The 19640-nt window shown below is 62.9% G+C and carries 17 protein-coding genes and 1 other RNA gene; all 18 read right to left on the bottom strand.

What is annotated here, in order from left to right:
- Positions 1 to 52: 52 nt before the first annotated feature.
- Positions 53 to 964: a UDP-3-O-acyl-N-acetylglucosamine deacetylase gene (gene lpxC / locus ACMCNM_RS06445; protein ID WP_027594021.1), complete on the bottom strand. Its 912-nt coding sequence runs from the start codon at positions 962 to 964 to the stop codon at positions 53 to 55.
- Positions 965 to 1076: 112 nt separating this feature from the next.
- Positions 1077 to 2273, bottom strand: coding sequence for a cell division protein FtsZ (gene ftsZ, locus ACMCNM_RS06440; protein ID WP_003251871.1), 1197 nt, complete (start codon positions 2271 to 2273; stop codon positions 1077 to 1079).
- Positions 2274 to 2328: 55 nt separating this feature from the next.
- Entirely contained in the window at positions 2329 to 3591 is a 1263-nt protein-coding gene (gene ftsA, locus ACMCNM_RS06435) for a cell division protein FtsA (RefSeq protein WP_027594020.1), read from the bottom strand.
- Between the two features lie 14 nt (positions 3592 to 3605).
- Positions 3606 to 4475 (bottom strand): cell division protein FtsQ/DivIB, encoded by an 870-nt coding sequence (locus tag ACMCNM_RS06430; RefSeq protein WP_027594019.1) that lies wholly within the window; start codon positions 4473 to 4475, stop codon positions 3606 to 3608.
- A 5-nt stretch (positions 4476 to 4480) separates the two neighbouring features.
- A complete protein-coding gene (locus tag ACMCNM_RS06425) occupies positions 4481 to 5437 on the bottom strand; it encodes a D-alanine--D-alanine ligase (protein WP_027594018.1) in 957 nt (318 codons plus the stop codon).
- Positions 5434 to 6882, bottom strand: coding sequence for a UDP-N-acetylmuramate--L-alanine ligase (gene murC, locus ACMCNM_RS06420; RefSeq protein WP_027594017.1), 1449 nt, complete (start codon positions 6880 to 6882; stop codon positions 5434 to 5436). The genes ACMCNM_RS06425 and murC overlap by 4 nt, the downstream gene beginning before the upstream one ends.
- Positions 6875 to 7954: an undecaprenyldiphospho-muramoylpentapeptide beta-N-acetylglucosaminyltransferase gene (gene murG / locus ACMCNM_RS06415; RefSeq protein WP_412764100.1), complete on the bottom strand. Its 1080-nt coding sequence runs from the start codon at positions 7952 to 7954 to the stop codon at positions 6875 to 6877. Before murG ends, murC begins: the two co-directional genes overlap by 8 nt.
- Positions 7944 to 9158 carry a putative lipid II flippase FtsW gene (gene ftsW / locus ACMCNM_RS06410; protein ID WP_027594015.1) on the bottom strand — a complete coding sequence of 405 codons (1215 nt, stop codon included), beginning with the start codon at positions 9156 to 9158 and terminating at the stop codon, positions 7944 to 7946. The genes murG and ftsW overlap by 11 nt, the downstream gene beginning before the upstream one ends.
- Complete coding sequence (gene murD, locus ACMCNM_RS06405; protein ID WP_085273655.1) at positions 9155 to 10501, bottom strand: UDP-N-acetylmuramoyl-L-alanine--D-glutamate ligase; 1347 nt, start codon at positions 10499 to 10501, stop codon at positions 9155 to 9157. The genes ftsW and murD overlap by 4 nt, the downstream gene beginning before the upstream one ends.
- A gap of 6 nt (positions 10502 to 10507) precedes the next feature.
- Positions 10508 to 11590, bottom strand: a complete 1083-nt coding sequence (gene mraY, locus ACMCNM_RS06400; protein ID WP_027594013.1) for a phospho-N-acetylmuramoyl-pentapeptide-transferase — start codon at positions 11588 to 11590, stop codon at positions 10508 to 10510.
- On the bottom strand, positions 11590 to 12957 hold the full coding sequence (locus ACMCNM_RS06395) for a UDP-N-acetylmuramoyl-tripeptide--D-alanyl-D-alanine ligase (RefSeq protein ID WP_186677737.1): 1368 nt from the start codon (positions 12955 to 12957) through the stop codon (positions 11590 to 11592). Before ACMCNM_RS06395 ends, mraY begins: the two co-directional genes overlap by 1 nt.
- A complete protein-coding gene (locus ACMCNM_RS06390; protein ID WP_412764099.1) occupies positions 12950 to 14440 on the bottom strand; it encodes a UDP-N-acetylmuramoyl-L-alanyl-D-glutamate--2,6-diaminopimelate ligase in 1491 nt (496 codons plus the stop codon). The genes ACMCNM_RS06395 and ACMCNM_RS06390 overlap by 8 nt, the downstream gene beginning before the upstream one ends.
- Complete coding sequence (locus ACMCNM_RS06385; RefSeq protein WP_172960429.1) at positions 14437 to 16173, bottom strand: peptidoglycan D,D-transpeptidase FtsI family protein; 1737 nt, start codon at positions 16171 to 16173, stop codon at positions 14437 to 14439. The genes ACMCNM_RS06390 and ACMCNM_RS06385 overlap by 4 nt, the downstream gene beginning before the upstream one ends.
- On the bottom strand, positions 16173 to 16466 hold the full coding sequence (gene ftsL, locus ACMCNM_RS06380; RefSeq protein WP_099430370.1) for a cell division protein FtsL: 294 nt from the start codon (positions 16464 to 16466) through the stop codon (positions 16173 to 16175). Before ftsL ends, ACMCNM_RS06385 begins: the two co-directional genes overlap by 1 nt.
- Positions 16463 to 17410 carry a 16S rRNA (cytosine(1402)-N(4))-methyltransferase RsmH gene (gene rsmH / locus ACMCNM_RS06375; RefSeq protein WP_027594008.1) on the bottom strand — a complete coding sequence of 316 codons (948 nt, stop codon included), beginning with the start codon at positions 17408 to 17410 and terminating at the stop codon, positions 16463 to 16465. The genes ftsL and rsmH overlap by 4 nt, the downstream gene beginning before the upstream one ends.
- Positions 17407 to 17862 (bottom strand): division/cell wall cluster transcriptional repressor MraZ, encoded by a 456-nt coding sequence (gene mraZ, locus ACMCNM_RS06370; RefSeq protein ID WP_004575120.1) that lies wholly within the window; start codon positions 17860 to 17862, stop codon positions 17407 to 17409. Before mraZ ends, rsmH begins: the two co-directional genes overlap by 4 nt.
- A 308-nt stretch (positions 17863 to 18170) precedes the next feature.
- Positions 18171 to 18544, bottom strand: an RNA gene (gene rnpB / locus ACMCNM_RS06365) — RNase P RNA component class A.
- 67 nt (positions 18545 to 18611) lie between these two features.
- Positions 18612 to 19487: a 16S rRNA (cytidine(1402)-2'-O)-methyltransferase gene (rsmI, locus tag ACMCNM_RS06360; protein WP_186677744.1), complete on the bottom strand. Its 876-nt coding sequence runs from the start codon at positions 19485 to 19487 to the stop codon at positions 18612 to 18614.
- Positions 19488 to 19640 lie beyond the last annotated feature (153 nt).

The raw sequence follows: 19640 nt of genomic DNA, 5'->3' as shown, positions 1-19640 counted from the left end.
AATAAAAAAGGCCACCCGAAGGTGGCCTTAATGAACTAGAGAGTGTTCGAACTTACACGGCCGCAACAGGGCGCATGTACGAGATCGGTGCCGTGCTGGCATCTTCGAAAGTGACCACTTCCCAGGCATCGGTTTCAGCAATGAGCTTGCGCAACAGTTGGTTGTTCAGCGCGTGCCCGGACTTGTAGCCCTTGAACTCGCCGATCAGGCTGTTGCCCAGCAGGTAGAGGTCACCGATGGCGTCGAGAATCTTGTGCTTCACGAATTCGTCTTCATAGCGAAGGCCGTCTTCGTTCAACACGCCTGTCTCGTCTACCACGATGGCGTTTTCCACACTGCCGCCCAACGCAAGGTTATGCTTGCGCAGGTACTCGATGTCCCGCATGAAACCGAAGGTGCGGGCACGGCTGACTTCTTTCACGAACGACGTGCTGGAAAAATCGACACTGGCGCTCTGGGTCCGGCCGCTGACGACCGGGTGATCGAAGTCGATCTCGAAGCTCACCTTGAACCCGTCGAAAGGCAGGAAGGTAGCGCGCTTGTCGCCTTCTTCCACAGTCACCTCACGCAGGATGCGGATGAACTTCTTGGCTGCGTCCTGTTCTTCCAGGCCGGCAGACTGAATCAGGAATACAAAGGGTCCGGCGCTGCCATCCATGATCGGCACTTCCGAGGCGGAGAGCTCGACGTAGGCGTTATCGATGCCCAGGCCCGCCATGGCGGAGAGCAGGTGCTCGACCGTATCGACCTTGACGTCACCGTTGACCAACGTCGTCGACATGGTTGTCTCGCCAACGTTGGCCGCACGCGCTGCGATTTCGACCACAGGGTCGAGATCAGCGCGGCGGAAGACGATGCCGGTGTCAACAGGTGCAGGCTTGAGGGTCAGGTATACCTTCTCCCCGGAGTGCAGACCGACACCTGTGGCACGGATGGTATTCTTCAGGGTGCGTTGTTTAATCATGGCATTGGCCGCTTCAGCGCAAATTGCGAACAGGTATCAACAAAGGCTGGGGATGATAACAGACCCGACCTTTGCTGAATACCAATCACCTTTATACCCCTGATAAATTCCATTAATCAGCCTGACGACGCAGGAAAGCCGGGATATCAAGGTAGTCCAGGTCATCCTGAGGGTTGAGTTTAGCTGCCGCGGCGGCACCTGCATGGGCCTGGTTGCGCATTACAGTCGGGCGCTCCAGATCACGGTAGTTGACCGCAGGCTGCTCCTGGCGAACCGGTGCCGGGTTGGAAGCCTCGTATGCCTGTTGAGCGGTCTGCAGGGTGTTGTCCACCACTTTGACCGGCTTCTCGATGCGTGCGCCCAGGCCAGTGGCGACCACGGTGACGTGCAGCTCATCGCGCATGTCTGGGTCGATCACGGTGCCGACCTTGACCATCGCGTGGTCAGAGGCGAAGGCTTCGATGATGCTACCTACGTCGGAGTACTCACCCAGCGACAGGTCAGGGCCGGCGGTGATGTTCACCAGGATGCCGCGGGCGCCCTGCAGGTTGACATCTTCGAGCAACGGGTTGCGGATCGCCGCCTCGGTGGCTTCACGCGCACGGTTCGGGCCGCTGGCGCAGCCAGTACCCATCATCGCCATGCCCATCTCACCCATCACGGTACGCACGTCGGCGAAGTCGACGTTGATCATGCCAGGGCGCTTGATGATGTCGGAGATACCGCGCACGGCACCGGCCAGCACGTCGTCAGCCTTGGCAAAGGCGGACAGCAGGCTGGCATCCTTGCCCAGGATGGTCAGCAGCTTCTCGTTAGGGATGGTGATCAGCGAGTCGACGCTCTCGGCCAGCATGCGGATGCCTTCATCGGCGATCTGCATACGTTTGCGACCTTCGAACGGGAACGGACGGGTCACCACGGCGACGGTGAGAATGCCCATTTCCTTCGCCACTTCGGCGATGATCGGGGCTGCACCGGTACCGGTACCGCCACCCATGCCGGTGGTGATGAACACCATGTTGGTGCCCTGCAGCACCTCGGCGATGCGCTCACGGTCTTCCAGCGCGGCCTGACGGCCGACTTCTGGATTGGCACCTGCACCCAGGCCTTTGGTCACGCCAGTGCCCAATTGCAGGATGGTGCGCGCGCCGATGTTTTTCAGCGCCTGAGCATCCGTGTTGGCGCAGATGAATTCCACGCCTTCGATGCTGCTTTTGACCATGTGGTTGACGGCGTTGCCGCCACCACCGCCAACGCCGATCACTTTAATGACCGGACTTTGCGGGACGTTGTCTACGAGCTCGAACATTTTCCCTCTCCTTACAGTTCTCTAGTTGTTGCGCCTACCACTACTGCTTTGAAACTTAGAAATTGCCCTGGACCCACCGCTTGAAGCGCTCAAGCACTGGGGCCTTCGGTTCATCGCCATAGCTGTTGCTGCTGCTGTTGCTGTTACCGGTCAGGACCATGTCCTCGGACTGCTTCAGCAGGCCGTAGGTGAGCAGGCCCACGCCGGTGGAATAGATCGGGTTGCGCACCACGTCGCTCAGCCCCCGAACGCTGTGCGGTACGCCCAGGCGTACCGGCATGTGGAAGATTTCCTCGGCCAGTTCAACGGCGCCTTCCATCTTCGCGGTGCCGCCGGTCAGGACGATACCGGCCGGCACCAGGTCCTCGTAGCCGCTACGGCGCAGTTCGGCCTGGATCAGGGTGAACAGCTCGTCGTAACGCGGCTCCACCACCTCGGCCAGGGCCTGGCGCGACAGCTCGCGCGGTGGGCGATCACCCACGCTCGGCACCTTGATGGTTTCGCCGGCGCCGGCCAGCTTGGCCAGTGCGCAGGCGTAGCGGATCTTGATTTCTTCGGCGTACTGAGTCGGAGTGCGCAGGGCCATGGCGATGTCGTTGGTCACCTGGTCGCCGGCAATCGGGATGACCGCGGTGTGGCGGATCGCGCCTTCGGTGAAGATGGCGATGTCGGTGGTACCGCCACCGATGTCCACCAGGCACACGCCGAGCTCTTTTTCGTCGTCGGTCAGCACCGAGTAGGCCGAAGCCAGCTGCTCAAGGATGATGTCGTCGATTTCCAGGCCGCAGCGGCGTACGCACTTCTCGATGTTCTGCGCCGCGTTGACCGCACAGGTGACCACGTGGACCTTGGCTTCCAGACGCACGCCGGACATGCCCAGCGGCTCGCGCACGCCTTCCTGGTTGTCGATCACGTAGTCCTGCGGCAGGGTGTGCAGCACGCGCTGATCGGCCGGGATGGCTACGGCCTGGGCGGCGTCGAGCACGCGCTCGAGGTCGGCAACGCTGACCTCACGGTCGCGAATGGCGACAATGCCGTGGGAGTTCAGGCTGCGGATATGGTTGCCGGCCACGCCGACGAACGCCGAGTGTATGCGGCAGCCCGCCATCAGCTGCGCTTCTTCCACCGCGCGCTGGATCGACTGCACGGTCGACTCGATGTTCACCACCACGCCCTTCTTCAGGCCGCGGGACGGATGGGTACCGATCCCGACGATCTCCAGGGTGCCGTCTTCGCCCACTTCGCCGACCAGCGCCACCACCTTGGAGGTGCCAATGTCCAGCCCGACGATCATTTTGCCGCTATGCGCGTTTGCCATGGTCCTGCCTCTCTCTAATTCTTCGCAACGGCGGGTTGGGCCGTCGTCGGTGCAATCGGTTCCCGCCAACCAACGGCAAGTCCGTTGGCGTATCGCAGATCGATGCGGGCGATGTTGGTGATCTGCTCTTTAAGCGTCTTGTCGTAAATGGCAATGAAACGGCGCATCTTCTCCACCAGATGGTCGCGCCCCAACAGCAGTTCGATGCCTGGCCCGGTGCTGCCCGCACCGGTGGTCAGGAACCAGCTGCCTCGCTCGCGCAGTTCCAGGCGAGCGATGGAAAAGCCCATGGGGCGCAGCATCTGGCTCAATACCTGATACTGCTGCATGACTTGTTGCTGAGCACGCTGCGGCCCGAACAGCTGCGGCAGGTGCTCATAGTTGGCCAGCTCACGCGGGGTAAAGGCCTGGCCCTGGTTATTGAGCAAGGCTTCATCACCCCAGCGTGCCACTGGCAGCTGTTCTTCCAGGCGGATCACCACCTCGTCCGGCCACACGCGCCGCACCTCGGCGTGGGCGATCCACGGCATCTGCTCGAGCTCTGCGCGCATCGCCGGCAGGTCGACACTGAAGAAGCTCGCCGCCATGAACGGGGCGATCCGCTGCTGCACCGCCTGCTGGCTGATGTAGCTGAGGTCGCCCTGCACCGCGATCTTGGTGATCGGCCGGTCGGCGTAGGGCATCAGGCGAATGGCACCTTCATAGGCGCCGAAGCCTGCTGCCACCAGCAGCACCGGCCAAAGCAGGCGCTTGAGTCCACTGAAGTTGGCCTTGGGCAGGCGCGCCGACATGGGCTCTTTGGCCACCATTCGACTGGCACCACGCGGCACCGGCTTGTTACGGCCGGTGGCGGGTTGCTGATGACGTAACATCGCGCCTTGCATGGCTGTTAACCTCGCGTCTCGACGCTGGCGGCCAGGATTGCCAGCACCAATTGCTGGAAGTCCAAGCCGGCCGCGCGGGCCGCCATGGGCACCAGGCTATGATCAGTCATGCCGGGTGCGGTGTTGACTTCGAGCAGCCAGAACCGGCCCTGCTCGTCCTGCATCACATCCAACCGCCCCCAGCCTTCGATGCCGATGGCATCGCAGGCGCGCGCGGTCAGGTCGATGAGTTCCTGTTCCTTGACGCTGTCCAGGCCGCACGGGATGCGGTACTGGGTATCGTTGGCGATGTACTTGGCGTCGTAGTCGTAGAACACGTGCGGCGTACCCAGGGCGATCGGCGGCAGCACCTGGCCGCGCAGTACCGCGATGGTGAACTCCGGCCCGTGGATCCACTGCTCCACCAGTACCTGGGAATCGTATTTGGCGGCGTCCTGCCAGGCGGCGACCAGTTCCTGCTCGCTGTTCACCTTGGCCATGCCGATGCTAGAGCCTTCATGGGCGGGTTTGACGATAAGCGGGAAGCCCAGTTCCGTACTGGCCTTCAAACAATCGCTTTCGCTGGCCAATACCGCGTGGCGCGGGGTCGGAATGCCCAGGCTCTGCCACACCTGTTTGGTGCGCAGTTTGTCCATGGCCAGGGCCGACGCGAGGATGCCGCTGCCGGTGTAAGGGATGCCCAGGCACTCGAGCAGGCCTTGCATGCTGCCGTCTTCACCGCCACGGCCGTGGAGGATGATGAAGGCGCGGTCGATCTTCTCGTGTTGCAGGCGGTCGAGCAGGTCGTCGCCCACATCGATGGCAACCACGTCGACACCGGCGCGGGTCAAGGCGTCGATCACGGCGGCGCCGGACTTGAGCGAGACTTCACGCTCGGCACTCTTGCCGCCGTACAGCACGGCGACGCGGCCGAACGCCTTGACGTCCAGGGTCGAGTGCAGCTTGTCGTAGGCGCTGGTCATTTCGACTTCTCCTGCTTGGCGCCAGCGAACAGCGGGCTTTTCATCAATTGCGGGGCCAGGCCACCGACATCACCGGCACCCTGGCACAGCAGGATGTCGCCGGCACGCAGCAGCGGCTGGACCAGGGGCGCAAGCTCGGCGCCACGTTCGATGTAGATCGGGTCAAGCTTGCCGCGCTGGCGGATGCTGTGGCACAGCTGACGGCTGTCCGCACCCGGAATCGGCTCTTCACCGGCCGGGTAGACTTCCATCAGCAGCAGCACGTTGGCGTCGCCCAGCACTTGTACGAAGTCGTCGTACAGGTCGCGGGTGCGGCTGTAACGGTGCGGCTGGTAGACAATCACCAGGCGACGGCTTGGCCAGCCCCCGCGCACGGCCTTGATCACCGCAGCGACTTCAGTCGGGTGGTGGCCGTAGTCGTCGACCAGCATCACGCTGCCGCCGTCGACCGGCAGCTCGCCGTAGACCTGGAAGCGTCGGCCGACGCCCTGGAAGCCGGACAGCCCCTGGACGATGGCCTCGTCGCTGATGCCTTCGTCAGAGGCGATGGCAATGGTTGCCAGGGCGTTGAGCACGTTGTGGTTGCCGGGCATGTTCACCGACACCTCCAGCGGCTCGCAGTCGCGGCGCAGCACGGTGAAGTGCGTCTGCATGCCCTGCTGGCGCACATTGATGGCGCGGATGTCGGCCTCTTCGCTGAAGCCGTAGGTGACCGTCGGGCGTTTGACCTGCGGCAGGATCTCGCGCACCACCGGGTCGTCCAGACACATCACTGCCAACCCATAGAACGGCAGGTTGTGCAGGAACTCGACGAAGGTTTTCTTCAGTTTGTTGAAGTCACCCTCATAGGTGGCCATGTGGTCGGCGTCGATGTTGGTGACCACGGCGACCATCGGTTGCAGGTGCAGGAAGCTGGCGTCGCTCTCGTCTGCTTCGGCGATCAGGTAGCGGCTGGTGCCGAGCTGGGCATTGGTGCCCGCTGCGGTCAGGCGCCCGCCGATGACGAACGTCGGGTCCAGGCCGCCAGCGGCGAACACCGAGGCCAGCAGGCTGGTGGTGGTGGTCTTGCCGTGCGTGCCGGCAACGGCCACGCCATGGCGGTAGCGCATCAGCTCGGCGAGCATCTCGGCACGCGGCACCACGGGAATACGACGTTCCAGGGCAGTGGCGACTTCCGGGTTGGCCGGGTTGATGGCGCTGGACACGACCAGTACGTCGGCGTTGGCAGCGTTTTCGGCACGGTGGCCAACGAAGATCTCTGCGCCGAACGACTCCAGCCGCTCGGTAACCGGTGAGGCCTTGAGGTCGGAACCGGACACTTCATAGCCCAGGTTCAGCAGCACTTCGGCGATGCCGCACATGCCCACGCCGCCGATACCGACGAAGTGGATGCGACGGATGCGGCCCATTTTTGGCTGCGGCATGGCTTTCTGGCTTTCAACCATGAGCCACCTCCAGGCAGATATCGACCACGGTGCTGGTTGCGGCAGGTTTGGCCAGGCGCCGTGCGGTGCCAGCCATGGTGTTGAGTTTCTCGGGTTGCATCAGCACCTCGTTCAGGCGTTCAGCGAGCTGCGCTGCGCCAGTTGTCGCTTGTGGCATCAGGAAGGCAGCGCCTTCCCGAGCCAGATAGTGGGCGTTGTGGGTCTGGTGATCGTCGATCGCATGGGGCAACGGCACCAGCATCGAAGGCAGGCCCGCCGCCGCGAGTTCGCTGACGGTCAGGGCACCGGCCCGGCACACGACGATGTCGGCCCAGCCATAGGCTTGGGCCATGTCCTTGATGAAAGGCTCTACCTGAGCCTCGACGCCCGCCTCGTGATAACGCTCGGCGGTGATAGGCGCGTGTTGCTTGCCAGCCTGGTGGAACACCTCTGGCCGCAGTGTTGCAGGCACTTCAGACAGGGCCTTAGGCAACAATTTGTTCAATGGTTCCGCACCCAGGCTGCCCCCGAGCACAAGCAGGCGTGCACGGCGTTCGGCCAAGGGTGCGCGTCGCGCGTCCATGAACAGCTCCGGGCGCACCGGGTTGCCGGTGGTGCGACGTTTTTCGCTGGCCGCGAAGGTGTTCGGGAAAGCTTCGCAGACGCGTGCCGAGAGTGGCACCAGCAACCGATTGGCGGTACCCGCGCGCGCATTCTGTTCGTGAATGACCAGCGGCACACCGCACAGCCGCGCGGCCACACCGCCCGGCCCGGTCACGTAGCCGCCGAAGCCCAGCACGCACACAGGCTTGAGCTGACGAATGATGCGCCGTGCCTGCAGCACCGCCTTGACCAGGGTGAACGGCGCCTTGAGCAGCGACAGCTTGCCCTTGCCGCGCAGGCCGCTGACCTGGATGAGGTGCAACGGCAGACCGGCCTGGGGCACCAGTTCGTTCTCGATGCCTTTCGGCGTGCCCAGCCAGTGCACGTTGTACCCCCGTGCCTGGAATTCCCGGGCGCAGGCCAGGGCCGGGAACACGTGGCCCCCGGTACCGCCTGCCATGATCAGTACGTTCTTGCCGTCAGCGGCCATGACTGGTCTCCTCGGCAAAATCGCTTTCGTTGAATTCGTGTTCCTCGCTGCCCAGGTGCGTGCGGCTCTCCCACTCGATACGCAGCAGCAAGCCCACGCAGGCGCAACAAATCACCAGCGAGCTGCCCCCGTAACTGAGGAACGGCAAGGTCAGGCCCTTGGTCGGCAGCAGGCCGACGTTCACGCCGATATTGATCAGGAACTGGCCGATCCACAGGAAGGCCAGGCCGAATGCCATGTAGGCGGCGAAGAACTGCTTGGCCTTTTCGGCCCACAGGCCGATGTACAAGGCGCGCACGGTGACGAAAACGAACAGCGCGATGGTGACCAGCGAGCCGACCACGCCGAGCTCTTCAGCCAGCACCGAGAACACGAAGTCAGTGTGCGCCTCGGGCAGGTAGAACTGCTTCTGTACGCTGTTGCCCAGGCCCACGCCCAGCCACTCACCGCGGCCGAAAGCGATCAAGGCCTGGGTCAACTGGTAGCCCGAGCCGAACTGGTCGGACCAGGGGTCGGTAAAGGTGATCAAACGTGCCATCCGGTACGGCTGGGCCTGCACCAGGACAAACACCGCGACCACCGCCAGCACCACCATCAAACTGAAGCGGAACAACCCCACCCCGCCGAGGAACAACATGGCCGCCGCAGCGCCCATCATCACCACGGTGGCACCGAAGTCCGGCTCCATCAGCAGCAGGCCAGCCATCGGCAGCAGCACGATGAACGGCTTGAAGAAGCCCATCCAGCTCTCGCGCACCTCGGTCTGCCGGCGTACCAGGTAGCCGGCCAGGTAGATGACCACGAAGACCTTGGCGATCTCCGACGGCTGCACGTTGAAGAAGCTGAAGCCGATCCAGCGCATGGAACCGTTCACTTCCCGGCCGATACCCGGCACCAGCACCAGCACCAGCAGGCCGAAGGCGCCCAGCAGCATCATGAAGCCCATGCGCTGCCAGGTGGCGATTGGCACCAGCATGGTGGCGCCGCAGGCGACCAGGCCGATGACCACGTACACCAGGTGACGGAACATGTGGTAAAGCGGGTTACCCGACTGCACCGCGGCCACTTCCGAGGACGCCGAGGTGATCATCACCAGGCCCAGGCCCAGCAATGCCAGGCAGCCGGCAAGCATGGCGAAGTCGAGGTCGATGCCACGGCCGCTGATCAGCGGCGACGGGTACGGCTTGAAGATACCGAAGATCATGCCAGCCCTCCCGCCGCTTGGGCGAACAGGCGCCCGCGTTCTTCAAAGTTCTTGAACATGTCGAGGCTGGCGCAGGCCGGCGACAACAGCACGGCATCACCCGGCTGAGCCAGGGCGGCGCACTGCTCGACGGCCTCTTCCAGGGTCTTGACCCGCACGTGCGGTACACCTTCGCCCAACGCTTCGGCGAGGCGCTCGGCATCACGGCCCAACAGCACCACCGCACGGCAGAAGCGCGCCACTGGCTCACGCAGCGCGGCAAAGTCGGCACCTTTGCCGTCACCGCCGGCGATCAACACCAGCTTGCCGGCGATATCCGCGCCCAGGCCTTCGATGGCCGCCAGCGCAGCACCGACGTTGGTGGCCTTGGAGTCGTCGTACCAATTGACACCATTGCGCTCGCGCACCCACTGGCAACGATGGGCCAGGCCACCAAACTCGCGCAGGGCGTCGAGCATCGGTGCAAACGGCAAGCCTGCGGCATGGCCGAGGGCCAGGGCTGCGAGGGCGTTGCTGTGGTTGTGCGAACCGCGAATTTTCAGGTCGCGCACGGGCATCAGGTTCTGGAATTCGAACGCCAGGTATTTCTCGCCGTCGACCTCACGCAGGCCGAAGGCCTTGAAGTCCGGTTGGTTCAGGCCAAAGCTCCAGCACGGCCGGCCTTCGACCGGCAATGGCCGGCTCAGCGCGTCCTGGCGGTTTACCACCACCTGATGAGCGCCCCGGAAGATGCGGTGCTTGGCCAGGTGATAAGCCGGCAGGCCGCTGTAGCGGTCCATGTGGTCTTCGCTGATGTTCAGCACGGTGGCGACTTCGGCGTTGAGCTGGTCTGTGGTTTCCAGCTGGAAGCTGGACAGCTCCAGCACATACAGCTCCACCTCATCGCTCAGCAGGTCCAGGGCTGGCGTGCCGAGGTTACCGCCCACGGCCACGCGCTTGCCCGCCTTGGCAGCCATTTCGCCGACCAGGGTGGTCACTGTGCTTTTTGCGTTGGAGCCGCTGATGGCGATGATTGGCGCTTTGGCATGGCGGGCGAACAGCTCGATGTCGCCCGACAGGGCCACACCCCGTGCCGCAGCCTGTTGCAGCGCCGGGGTGGACAAGGCCAGGCCCGGGCTCACGTACAGTTCGTTGGCGCGGCACAGGAAGTCCACGTCCAGCTCGCCACAGCGCACTTCCACCTGCGGGTAATCACGGCGCAGGGTGTCCAGTTCCGGCGGTTGCTCGCGGGTGTCGGCGACCGCAAAGGCAATGCCCCGGCTCGCCAGGAAGCGAACCAGGGACATGCCGCTCTTGCCGAGGCCGACAACGATGCGGAATTGGTCGGAAGCGATCAGTGACACGCTCATCTACCTCAGTTTCAGGGTTGCAAGGCCGACCAGCACCAAAATCACGGTGATGATCCAGAAACGGACAATCACCCGTGGCTCAGGCCAGCCCTTGAGTTCAAAGTGGTGGTGGATCGGCGCCATGCGGAACACACGCTTGCCGGTCAACTTGAAGGAGGCGACCTGGATCACCACCGACAGGGTCTCCACCACGAAGATGCCGCCCATGATGAACAGGACGATTTCCTGGCGAACGATCACCGCGATGGTGCCCAGCGCGGCGCCAAGCGCCAGCGCGCCAACGTCACCCATGAAGACTTGCGCCGGGTAAGTGTTGAACCACAGGAAGCCCAGGCCAGCGCCGATCAATGCGCCGCAGAACACGATCAGTTCCCCCGAACCCGGCACATACGGGATCAGCAGGTACTCAGCGAATTTCACGTTACCCGACAGGTAGCAGAAGATGCCCAATGCACCGCCCACCATGACCGTTGGCATGATGGCCAGGCCGTCGAGGCCATCGGTGAGGTTGACCGCGTTGCTGGAGCCGACGATGACGAAGTAGGTCAGAACGATGAAGCCAACGCCCAGCGGGATGGTGACATCCTTGATGAACGGCAGGATCAGTGTGGTTTCAACGCTAGTCGGGGCGGTCTTGTAAAGGAAGACCGCAGCAGCCAGGCCAAACACCGACTGCCAGAAGTACTTCCAGCGGCTTGGCAAGCCACGGGAGTTCTTTTCGATCACCTTGCGGTAGTCATCGACCCAGCCGATGGCGCCAAACGCCAGGGTGACGATCAGCACGACCCACACATAGCGGTTGGACAGATCAGCCCACAGCAGGGTGCTGACGGCGATAGCAGACAGGATCAGCGCGCCGCCCATGGTGGGGGTGCCGGATTTGGACAAGTGCGATTGCGGGCCGTCGTTACGGACAGCCTGACCGATCTGGCGGATCTGCAGGGTACGGATCATCCAAGGGCCCAGCCACAGCGCCAGTGACAACGCGGTCAGTACACCCAGGATCCCGCGCAGGGACAGGTACTGGAAGACCGCGAAGCCTTTATGGAACTGTTGCAGATACTCAGCCAACAGCAGCAGCATTAATGTTTCTCCCCGCTTGAACCACACAAAGCCGCCACGACGTTTTCCATCGCAGCGCTACGCGAGCCCTTGATCAAGATTGTGGTGTCGCTGGCATTTTCGGCGCTAACCGCGTCGATCAGCTCAGCTTGAGTAGCGAAATGACGGCCATTGGCGCCGAACGCCTTGACCGCATGTGTCATGTTGGTACCCACTGCGTACAGGGCGTCGACCTTGCCACGCGCGTAGTCACCCACCTGACGGTGGCCTTCTTCCGCCCATTGGCCCAATTCGCCGATATCCCCGAGCACCAGGACGGTGCGGCCGGAAAAGCCGGCGAGTATATCAATGGCCGCGCACATGGAGGTGGGATTTGCGTTGTAACTGTCGTCGATCACGCGCACACCATTTGGCGCGATCTGCGCCACGGTGCGGCCCTTGACCGGTTGCACGGCGTTCAGCCCAGCGGCGATGCCGCTCAGGCTCAGACCGACGGCATGGGCAGCAGCGGCGGCAGCCAGCGCATTGCTGACGTTGTGCTCGCCCAGCACGTTGAGTTGCACGTCTACGGTTTCACCGGCGCCATGCAGCTTGAACGACGGGCAACCACGCGCATCACGACCAATGTCAGTGGCATGGAAATCGGCGCTAGCGTCATTGCGGGCGAAGCTGATGACCGTGTGCGCCCCGGCACGTGCCTTCCAGATGCCAAAGGCCTTGTCGTCCAGGTTGAGGATGGCCGTGCCGCCCTCGCCCAGGCCTTCGAGGATCTCGCCCTTGGCTTCGACAATTTTCTCAGGGCCGCCGAACTCACCCACGTGGGCGGTGCCGGCGTTATTGATGATGACCACCTGGGGCTGGGTCAGGCCGACGGTGTAGCGGATTTCACCGATGCGCGAAGCACCGAGCTCGATCACCGCCGCGCTGTGCTCCGGGGCAATTTCCAACAGGGTCAACGGGGCACCGAGGTCGTTGTTCAGGTTGCCGCGGGTGGCATGCACCAGGCCACGGGTGCGCAGGATGCTGGCCAGCATTTCCTTGACCGTGGTCTTGCCGCTGGAGCCGGTGATGGCTACGACAGGCTTGTCGAACGCAGCGCGGTTCAGCGCCCCGAGCTGGCCCAGGGCCAGACGGCAGTCGGCGACCAGCAACTGCGGCAGGTCTACATCGGCAACTTCGCGCTCGACCAGCGCGGCAACGGCGCCCTTGGCTTTTACATCGGCCAGGTAATCATGGCCATCGAAGCGTGGCCCCGTCAGCGCGACGAACAACTGCCCGGCAGTGACGCTGCGGCTGTCGATGCTGACGCCGTTAAAGCTGGCGTCGGCGCTGACCAGGCGAGCACTCAGTGCTGTGGTCAGCTGGCTGAGTGTCATGGCTTTAAGCATGTGGAGCCTCCCAGGCTGCAAGTGCCTTCTCGGCTTCGACCAGATCGGAGAAATCGTGGCGCTCGCCGCGAATCTCCTGGTAATCCTCGTGCCCCTTGCCGGCCAGGACGATGACGTCATCGGCTGCGGCAGTGGCGATCAGGTGGGCGATGGCTTCGCCGCGGCCAGCGACGAACTCGACGCTGTCTGGCTTGGCAAAACCAGGGCGGATATCGTCGAAGATCCGCAGTGGGTCTTCACTGCGCGGGTTGTCATCGGTAACCAGCACGCGGTCGGCCAGGCGCTCGGCCACGCCGGCCATCAGCGGGCGCTTGCCACGGTCACGGTCGCCACCGCAGCCGAACAGGCACAGCAGCTTGCCGTGCGCATGTGGGCGCAGGGCCTCGAGTACTTTTTCCAGGGCATCCGGGGTGTGGGCGTAATCGACCACCACCAGCGGTTTGTCGCCGCCACCCAAGCGCTGCATGCGGCCAACCGGCCCTTGCAACTGCGGGGTGACCTTGAGAATTTCGTCCAGCGAATAATCCAGGGCCAGCAGCGTGGCCACGGCCGCGAGCATGTTGCTCAGGTTGAAGCGGCCAAGCAGCTGGCTGCGCAAGGTACGCTCACCCTGGGCGGTCACGAGGATTGCGCGCACGCCATCGTCATCGAAGGTGGCTTCACGGCAATACAACGACGCTTCCGGGTTTTCCAGGCTGTAGCTGAGCAGCCGGGTCTCGATATGATCGGCACTCGGACGGCGGGCATACGCCAGCGCCAGGCGACGACCAAAGTCATCATCCAGATTGACCACCTGGCAACGCAGGTTCGGCCAGGCGAACAGCTTGGCCTTGGCCGCCTCATAGGCCTGCATGCTGCCGTGGTAGTCCAGGTGATCACGGGACAGGTTGGTCATGACCGCGATGTCGAACGCCAATGCGGCGACACGCCCCTGCTCCAGGGCATGCGAGGACACCTCCATCGCTACTGCCTTGGCACCGCCCTTTTTCAGGTCGTAGAGCGTCGACTGCACCGCGATCGGGTCCGGCGTGGTCAGGCGGCCGCTCTGCAGCTCACCGTAGAAGCCGGTACCCAGGGTGCCGATCAGGCCGCAACGCTGGCCCAGCACGTCAAGCGCCTGCGCCACCAACTGAGTGACACTGGTCTTGCCGTTGGTGCCGGTAACCCCGACCAGGTTCAACTGGCGGCTAGGTTCGCCATAGAAGCGACCGGCGATATCCGACAGCTGGGCGATCAGGCCCTTGACCGGAATCAGCGGCACGTCGGTGATCGGCAGCACGGTAGCGCCCTGCTCTTCGTAGGCAACGGCGGCAGCGCCACGGGCCAAGGCGTCGGCGATATGGTCGCGGCCATCGACCTTGGCACCCGGGACGGCCAGGAACAGGTCACCCGGACGCACGGCGCGGCTGTCCAGGGTCAGCTCGCGGATCAGCGGATCGCGGCTGGCGTGGGCGAAAAGCTTGCTCAATGGCATTGTCATCATCCACGCCCTCCCTTGGCGGCAGCTGCAGTGACTTGTGGTTGTGCGGTGGGTGGCGGCGGCAGGTTGTCTGGCGGCACGTTCATCAACCGCAGGGTGCCCGACATGACCTTGCTGAACACAGGCGCCGAAACCAGACCACCGAAGTAGCCGCCCTTGCTTGGTTCATCGATGACCACGACGATGGCGTAACGCGGATCGCTCATCGGGCCGAAGCCTGCGAACAGCGAGCGGTAGGCGTTTTCGGTGTAGCCCTTGGAACCAACGGTCGCCTTACGCGCCGTACCGGACTTGCCACCCACGTGATAGAACGGCACCTGCGCACGGAATACCCCGCGCGGCGCCTCAATCACCTGCTGCAGCATGCCTTGAACGGTTTCGGCGGTTTCTTTCGGAATCGCCTGAACAGCCTCGGGCGCCTTGTCCACCTTGAGGATCGACAGCGGCACCATCTTGCCGTCGTTGGCCAGCGCCGCGTAGGCATGCACCAGCTGCAGAGCAGTCACCGATACGCCATAGCCATAGGACAGGGTCGCGGTCTCGGCCTTGCGCCACTCACGGTGGTTAGGCAGGTTGCCCACCCGCTCGCCCGGGAAGCCCAGGCCGGTGTATTGCCCCAGGCCGACCTGGGACATGACCCGGTAGATGGCCTCGCCACCGATGTCGAAAGCGATCTTGCTCATGCCGACGTTAGAGGAGTTGATCAGGATGCCGGTCAGGTCGAGGATCGGGCCCTCGCTGCGGGAAACGTCCTTGATGGTGTAGCGGCCGATCTGCAGGCTGCCCGGGTAAACCTCGACCTTGTCGGTGGTTTTCCAGCGCCCGCTCTGCAGCGCCGCACTCATGGAGATCGGCTTGACGGTCGAACCTGGCTCGAACACGTCGATGATCGCCCGGTTACGCATCGCAGCAGGGAACATGCTGCGGCGGTTGTTTGGGTTGTAGGTCGGCTGGTTGACCATGGCCAGGACTTCACCGGTCTTGACGTCCATGATCACCAGGCTGCCGGCCTTGGCTTCCTGTTCGGCAATGGCGTTGCGCAGTTCGCGGGTGGCCAGGTATTGCAGGCGCAGGTCTATCGACAACGCCAAGGTCTTACCGGCCTTGGCGTTTTTGGTGACCTGAATGTCCTTGATCAGCCGGCCACGCCGGTCCTTGATCACCTGTCGCTTGCCCGGCACGCCGGCCAGCCATTCGTCGTAGGCCAGCTCAACCCCTTCACGCCCGTGGTCATCGAGGTCGGTAAAGCCGACCATGTGCGCGGTGACATCACCGGCCGGGTAGAAGCGGCGGAACTCTTCCAGGCCATACACGCCCGGCACTTTCAGGTCGAGCACCTGCTGGCCCTGCTCCGGGGTCAGCCCGCGGACCAGGTAGATGAATTCCTTGTTGGCCTGCTGGGTCAGGCGCTCGGTCAACTGCTGGGCGTTTTGCCCCAATGCAGCCGCCAGCTGCGGCCAACGGTCCTTGGCGGCCTGCATTTCCTTAGGGTTGGCCCACAGGGTGGTGACCGGCGTACTGACCGCCAGCGGCTCGCCGTTGCGGTCGGTGATCAGGCCACGGTGCGCAGGAATCGGAATATGCCGCAGGCTGCGGGCATCACCCTGGCCCTTGAGGAAGTCACGGTCGACGACCTGCAGGTCGATGATGCGCCAGCAGATGGCACCCACCATCAGTGCCAGCAAACCGATCACTACCCGGAAGCGCCAGGGGTAGAGTGCGCCTTCGAGCTTCATCATGGCGCCACCATCCGCACTTCGTCAGCCGCAGGGACGCGCATTTTCAATTGCTCGGAAGCGAGGCTCTCGATACGGCTGTGGGCGGTCCAGGTGCTTTGCTCAAGGATCAAGCGCCCCCACTCTGCCTGGGCCTTGTCGCGCTCGTTCAATTCGCCGTACAGGGTATTGAGCAACTGACGGTTCCAGTGGGCGCTGTAGGACACGGCGATGGCCGAAACCAGGACACCGACGAACAGCAGAAGCATCAGGAAGCTTCCGCCTGGCAATGGCTTGGCAAACAGCCTGCTCACCGCAGCTTCTCCGCCACCCGCATCACGGCGCTGCGCGACCGCGGGTTGGCCTTGAGCTCAGCCTCGGACGCGAACTGTGCCTTGCCGATGAGCTTGATTTTCGGTTCGAAGACCTTGTGCTGTACCGGCAGGTTGCGCGGCAGGTTGTCTGCCTCGCCCTTGACCAGCTTGCGCATGAACAATTTGACGATGCGGTCTTCGAGCGAGTGGAAGCTGATGACCGCGAGGCGACCACCGATTTCCAGCGCATCGAGCGCGGCCTCAAGCCCAGCCTCAAGGTCACCCAACTCGTTGTTGACGTGGATGCGCAGGCCTTGGAAGGCGCGGGTGGCCGGGTTCTTGCCCTTTTCCCACGCAGGGTTGGCGACCTTGAGCACTTCGGCCAGGTCGGCAGTACGGGTGAAGGGCTGCTTTTCGCGGCGTTCCACGACCGCGCGCGCCATGCGCCCGGCGAAACGCTCCTCACCGTACTCTTTGAATACGCGGGCAATTTCTTCCACGGGTGCGGTAGCGATGAACTCGGCAGCGCTGATGCCCTGGTCAGGGTTCATGCGCATGTCCAGCGGGCCATCATTGAGGAAACTGAAGCCGCGTTCAGGGTCATCCAGCTGCGGCGAGGAAACGCCAAGGTCAAGCAGGATACCGCTGACCTTGCCAGCCAGGCCGCGCTCGGCCACTTCCGCGCCCAACTCGGCAAAGCTGCGCTGCACAATGACAAAGCGGCCGTCTTCGGCCGCCAGCGCTTGCCCTGTGGCAATCGCCTGTGGATCTTTGTCGAAGCCCAGCAGCCGCCCTTGCGGCCCGAGCTTGCTGAGGATCAGACGGCTGTGTCCGCCACGGCCAAAGGTGCCGTCCAGATAGCAACCGTCGGCGCGCAGGGCCAATGCCTCGACAGCTTCGTCGAGCAGGACGGTAATGTGGTTGAAGCCGCTATCTATGGTCACAGGATCAGGTCACGCAATTCGTCGGGCATGGCGCCCGGTTGTTGAATAGCTGCAAGGTCGGCTGCCGAAACCGCGTTCCAGGCATCCTCATCCCACAGCTGGAATTTGTTCAGTTGCCCCACCAGCATCGCCTTCTTGTCGAGCTTGGCGTACTCACGCAGGCGGGGCGGTACCAGGAAACGCCCACTGCCATCGAGCTCCAGGTCAACCGCATTACCGATCAGCAAACGCTGCAGGCGGCGGTTTTCCTCACGCAACGACGGCAAGGCACGCAACTTGGCTTCTATCTGTTCCCACTCATCAAGGGGGTAGACACACAAGCAGGGGTCTACAGCATCGATGGTCACGATCAGCTGACCATTGCAACGCGAATCGAGCTCGTCGCGGTACCGGCTCGGCATGGCGAGACGGCCTTTGGCATCGAGGCTGACGGCGTTGGCTCCGCGGAACACGGCTGCGATTCCCCACAATGGTAGCTTTTTTGTGCCAGAAAACCCACTTCATCCCACTTTCTGCCACTTGCGCACACTATAGGAATCCGCCCGCTGCACCGTCAAGGCACGTTCATAAGGAAAAGCCTTACAGGACCGAGATTTAGCGCGATAAAGGAATGTGGAAAGAGTTCAGGCGGGAAAAAAACACGAGAAAAATCAAACCCACGCAAGCGTATGGAGTTCGAAGTTAAAGTGATTTATTAAGAGTAAGATTTTTTCGGTATTACCAGAGCGCGCCTGCTATCGATTCAAGCAGGGAGGGAGAGGTGGAGAGTCGATCTGTAAGCCGGGTTTTGTCGAGGACAGTCATTCCTCTACGACGGCCATCACTGGACGCCTCTAGCAACCTACCCGGTTCCGACGCGGGCCACGCCTAATGGAACCCTATTTGGTCTTGCTCCGAGTGGGGTTTACCTAGCCACGAACTGTTGCCAGTCGCGCGGTGCGCTCTTACCGCACCTTTTCACCCTTACCGGCACCGAAGTGCTTAGGCGGTTATTTTCTGTGGCACTTTCCGTAGGCTCACGCCTCCCAGGCATTACCTGGCACTCTGCCCTATGGAGCCCGGACTTTCCTCCCCCTGCCGTTTCGCAACAAAAGCTGCGGAACAAAAACAGGCAGCGACTGTCCAATCGACTCTCCGCTGACAAGGTTAACGGCAGCCGCGCTCAAGAACAAGCGATACCGTAAACTATATCAAATTGCCACTACTGTGCTTTCTGCTTTTCCAAGGCAAGTTGATACAACAGGTTCTTGCGCACACCGGTAATTTCCGCCGCAAGTGCCGCCGCCCGTTTGAGCGGCAACTCCGCTAACAGCAAGTCCAGCACACGCTGCGCCTCGATACTGATGGCCTGCTCGCCCTCAGGCGCACTCCAACCCCCCACCAATACAACGCACTCACCGCGCTGCTGATTGCTATCGGCCGCGACGAAAGCACGCAGTTCGGCCAAGGGCAGCCCTTTGAGGGTTTCGAAGGTTTTGGTCAGCTCGCGGGCCAACAGGGCCGGGCGCTCAGCACCGAACACTGCCTCCATGTCTTCGAGGCACTCGAGGATGCGGTGAGGGGCCTCATAGAAGATCAACGTACGTGGCTCTTCCTTCACCTGCTCCAGGCGTGCCCGGCGCCCCGCCGTCTTCGCCGGCAAAAAACCTTCGAAGATGAAACGGTCGGAGGGCAGGCCCGCGGCAGAAAGCGCGGCGATCAGCGCGCACGCGCCGGGCACCGGCACCACATTCACACCCGCCGCCCGCGCCTGGCGCACCAAGTGGTAGCCAGGGTCAGAAATCAACGGCGTACCGGCGTCGGACACCAGCGCCACGTTGTCGCCGGCCAACAGCTTGGTCAGAAAACGCCCACCTTCGTCACGCTCATTGTGCTCATGGCAGGCCGCCAGCGGTGTGTCGATACCGAAATGCTGCAGCAGGCGGATCGAGTGGCGCGTGTCCTCGGCCGCGATCAGGGCGACATCCGCCAGCACCTTCAGCGCCCTGGCGCTCATGTCGTCGAGGTTGCCGATGGGCGTTGCGACCACATACAGCGTACCCACGGTGGATTTCGAAGCCCCTGCCACATCAGTCACTGCGCACACCTGTCTTTCGGATCAAAGGCGCCATTGTAGCCCGAGCGCCCGCAACAGGGCGCAAAGAACTTCGCAGGCGTTCACCGGCCAGCCGCCTATAGTGAAGGATCAGCATCAGCAACATCGCGCCCCGGCCAGTGCTTGGGTACAATT

This window comes from Pseudomonas sp. NGC7 (assembly GCF_047159675.1).
GTDB lineage: Bacteria > Pseudomonadota > Gammaproteobacteria > Pseudomonadales > Pseudomonadaceae > Aquipseudomonas > Aquipseudomonas kermanshahensis.
Note: the sequence above shows the minus strand (reverse complement) of the source record. Positions and strands in the feature narration are given on the sequence as shown.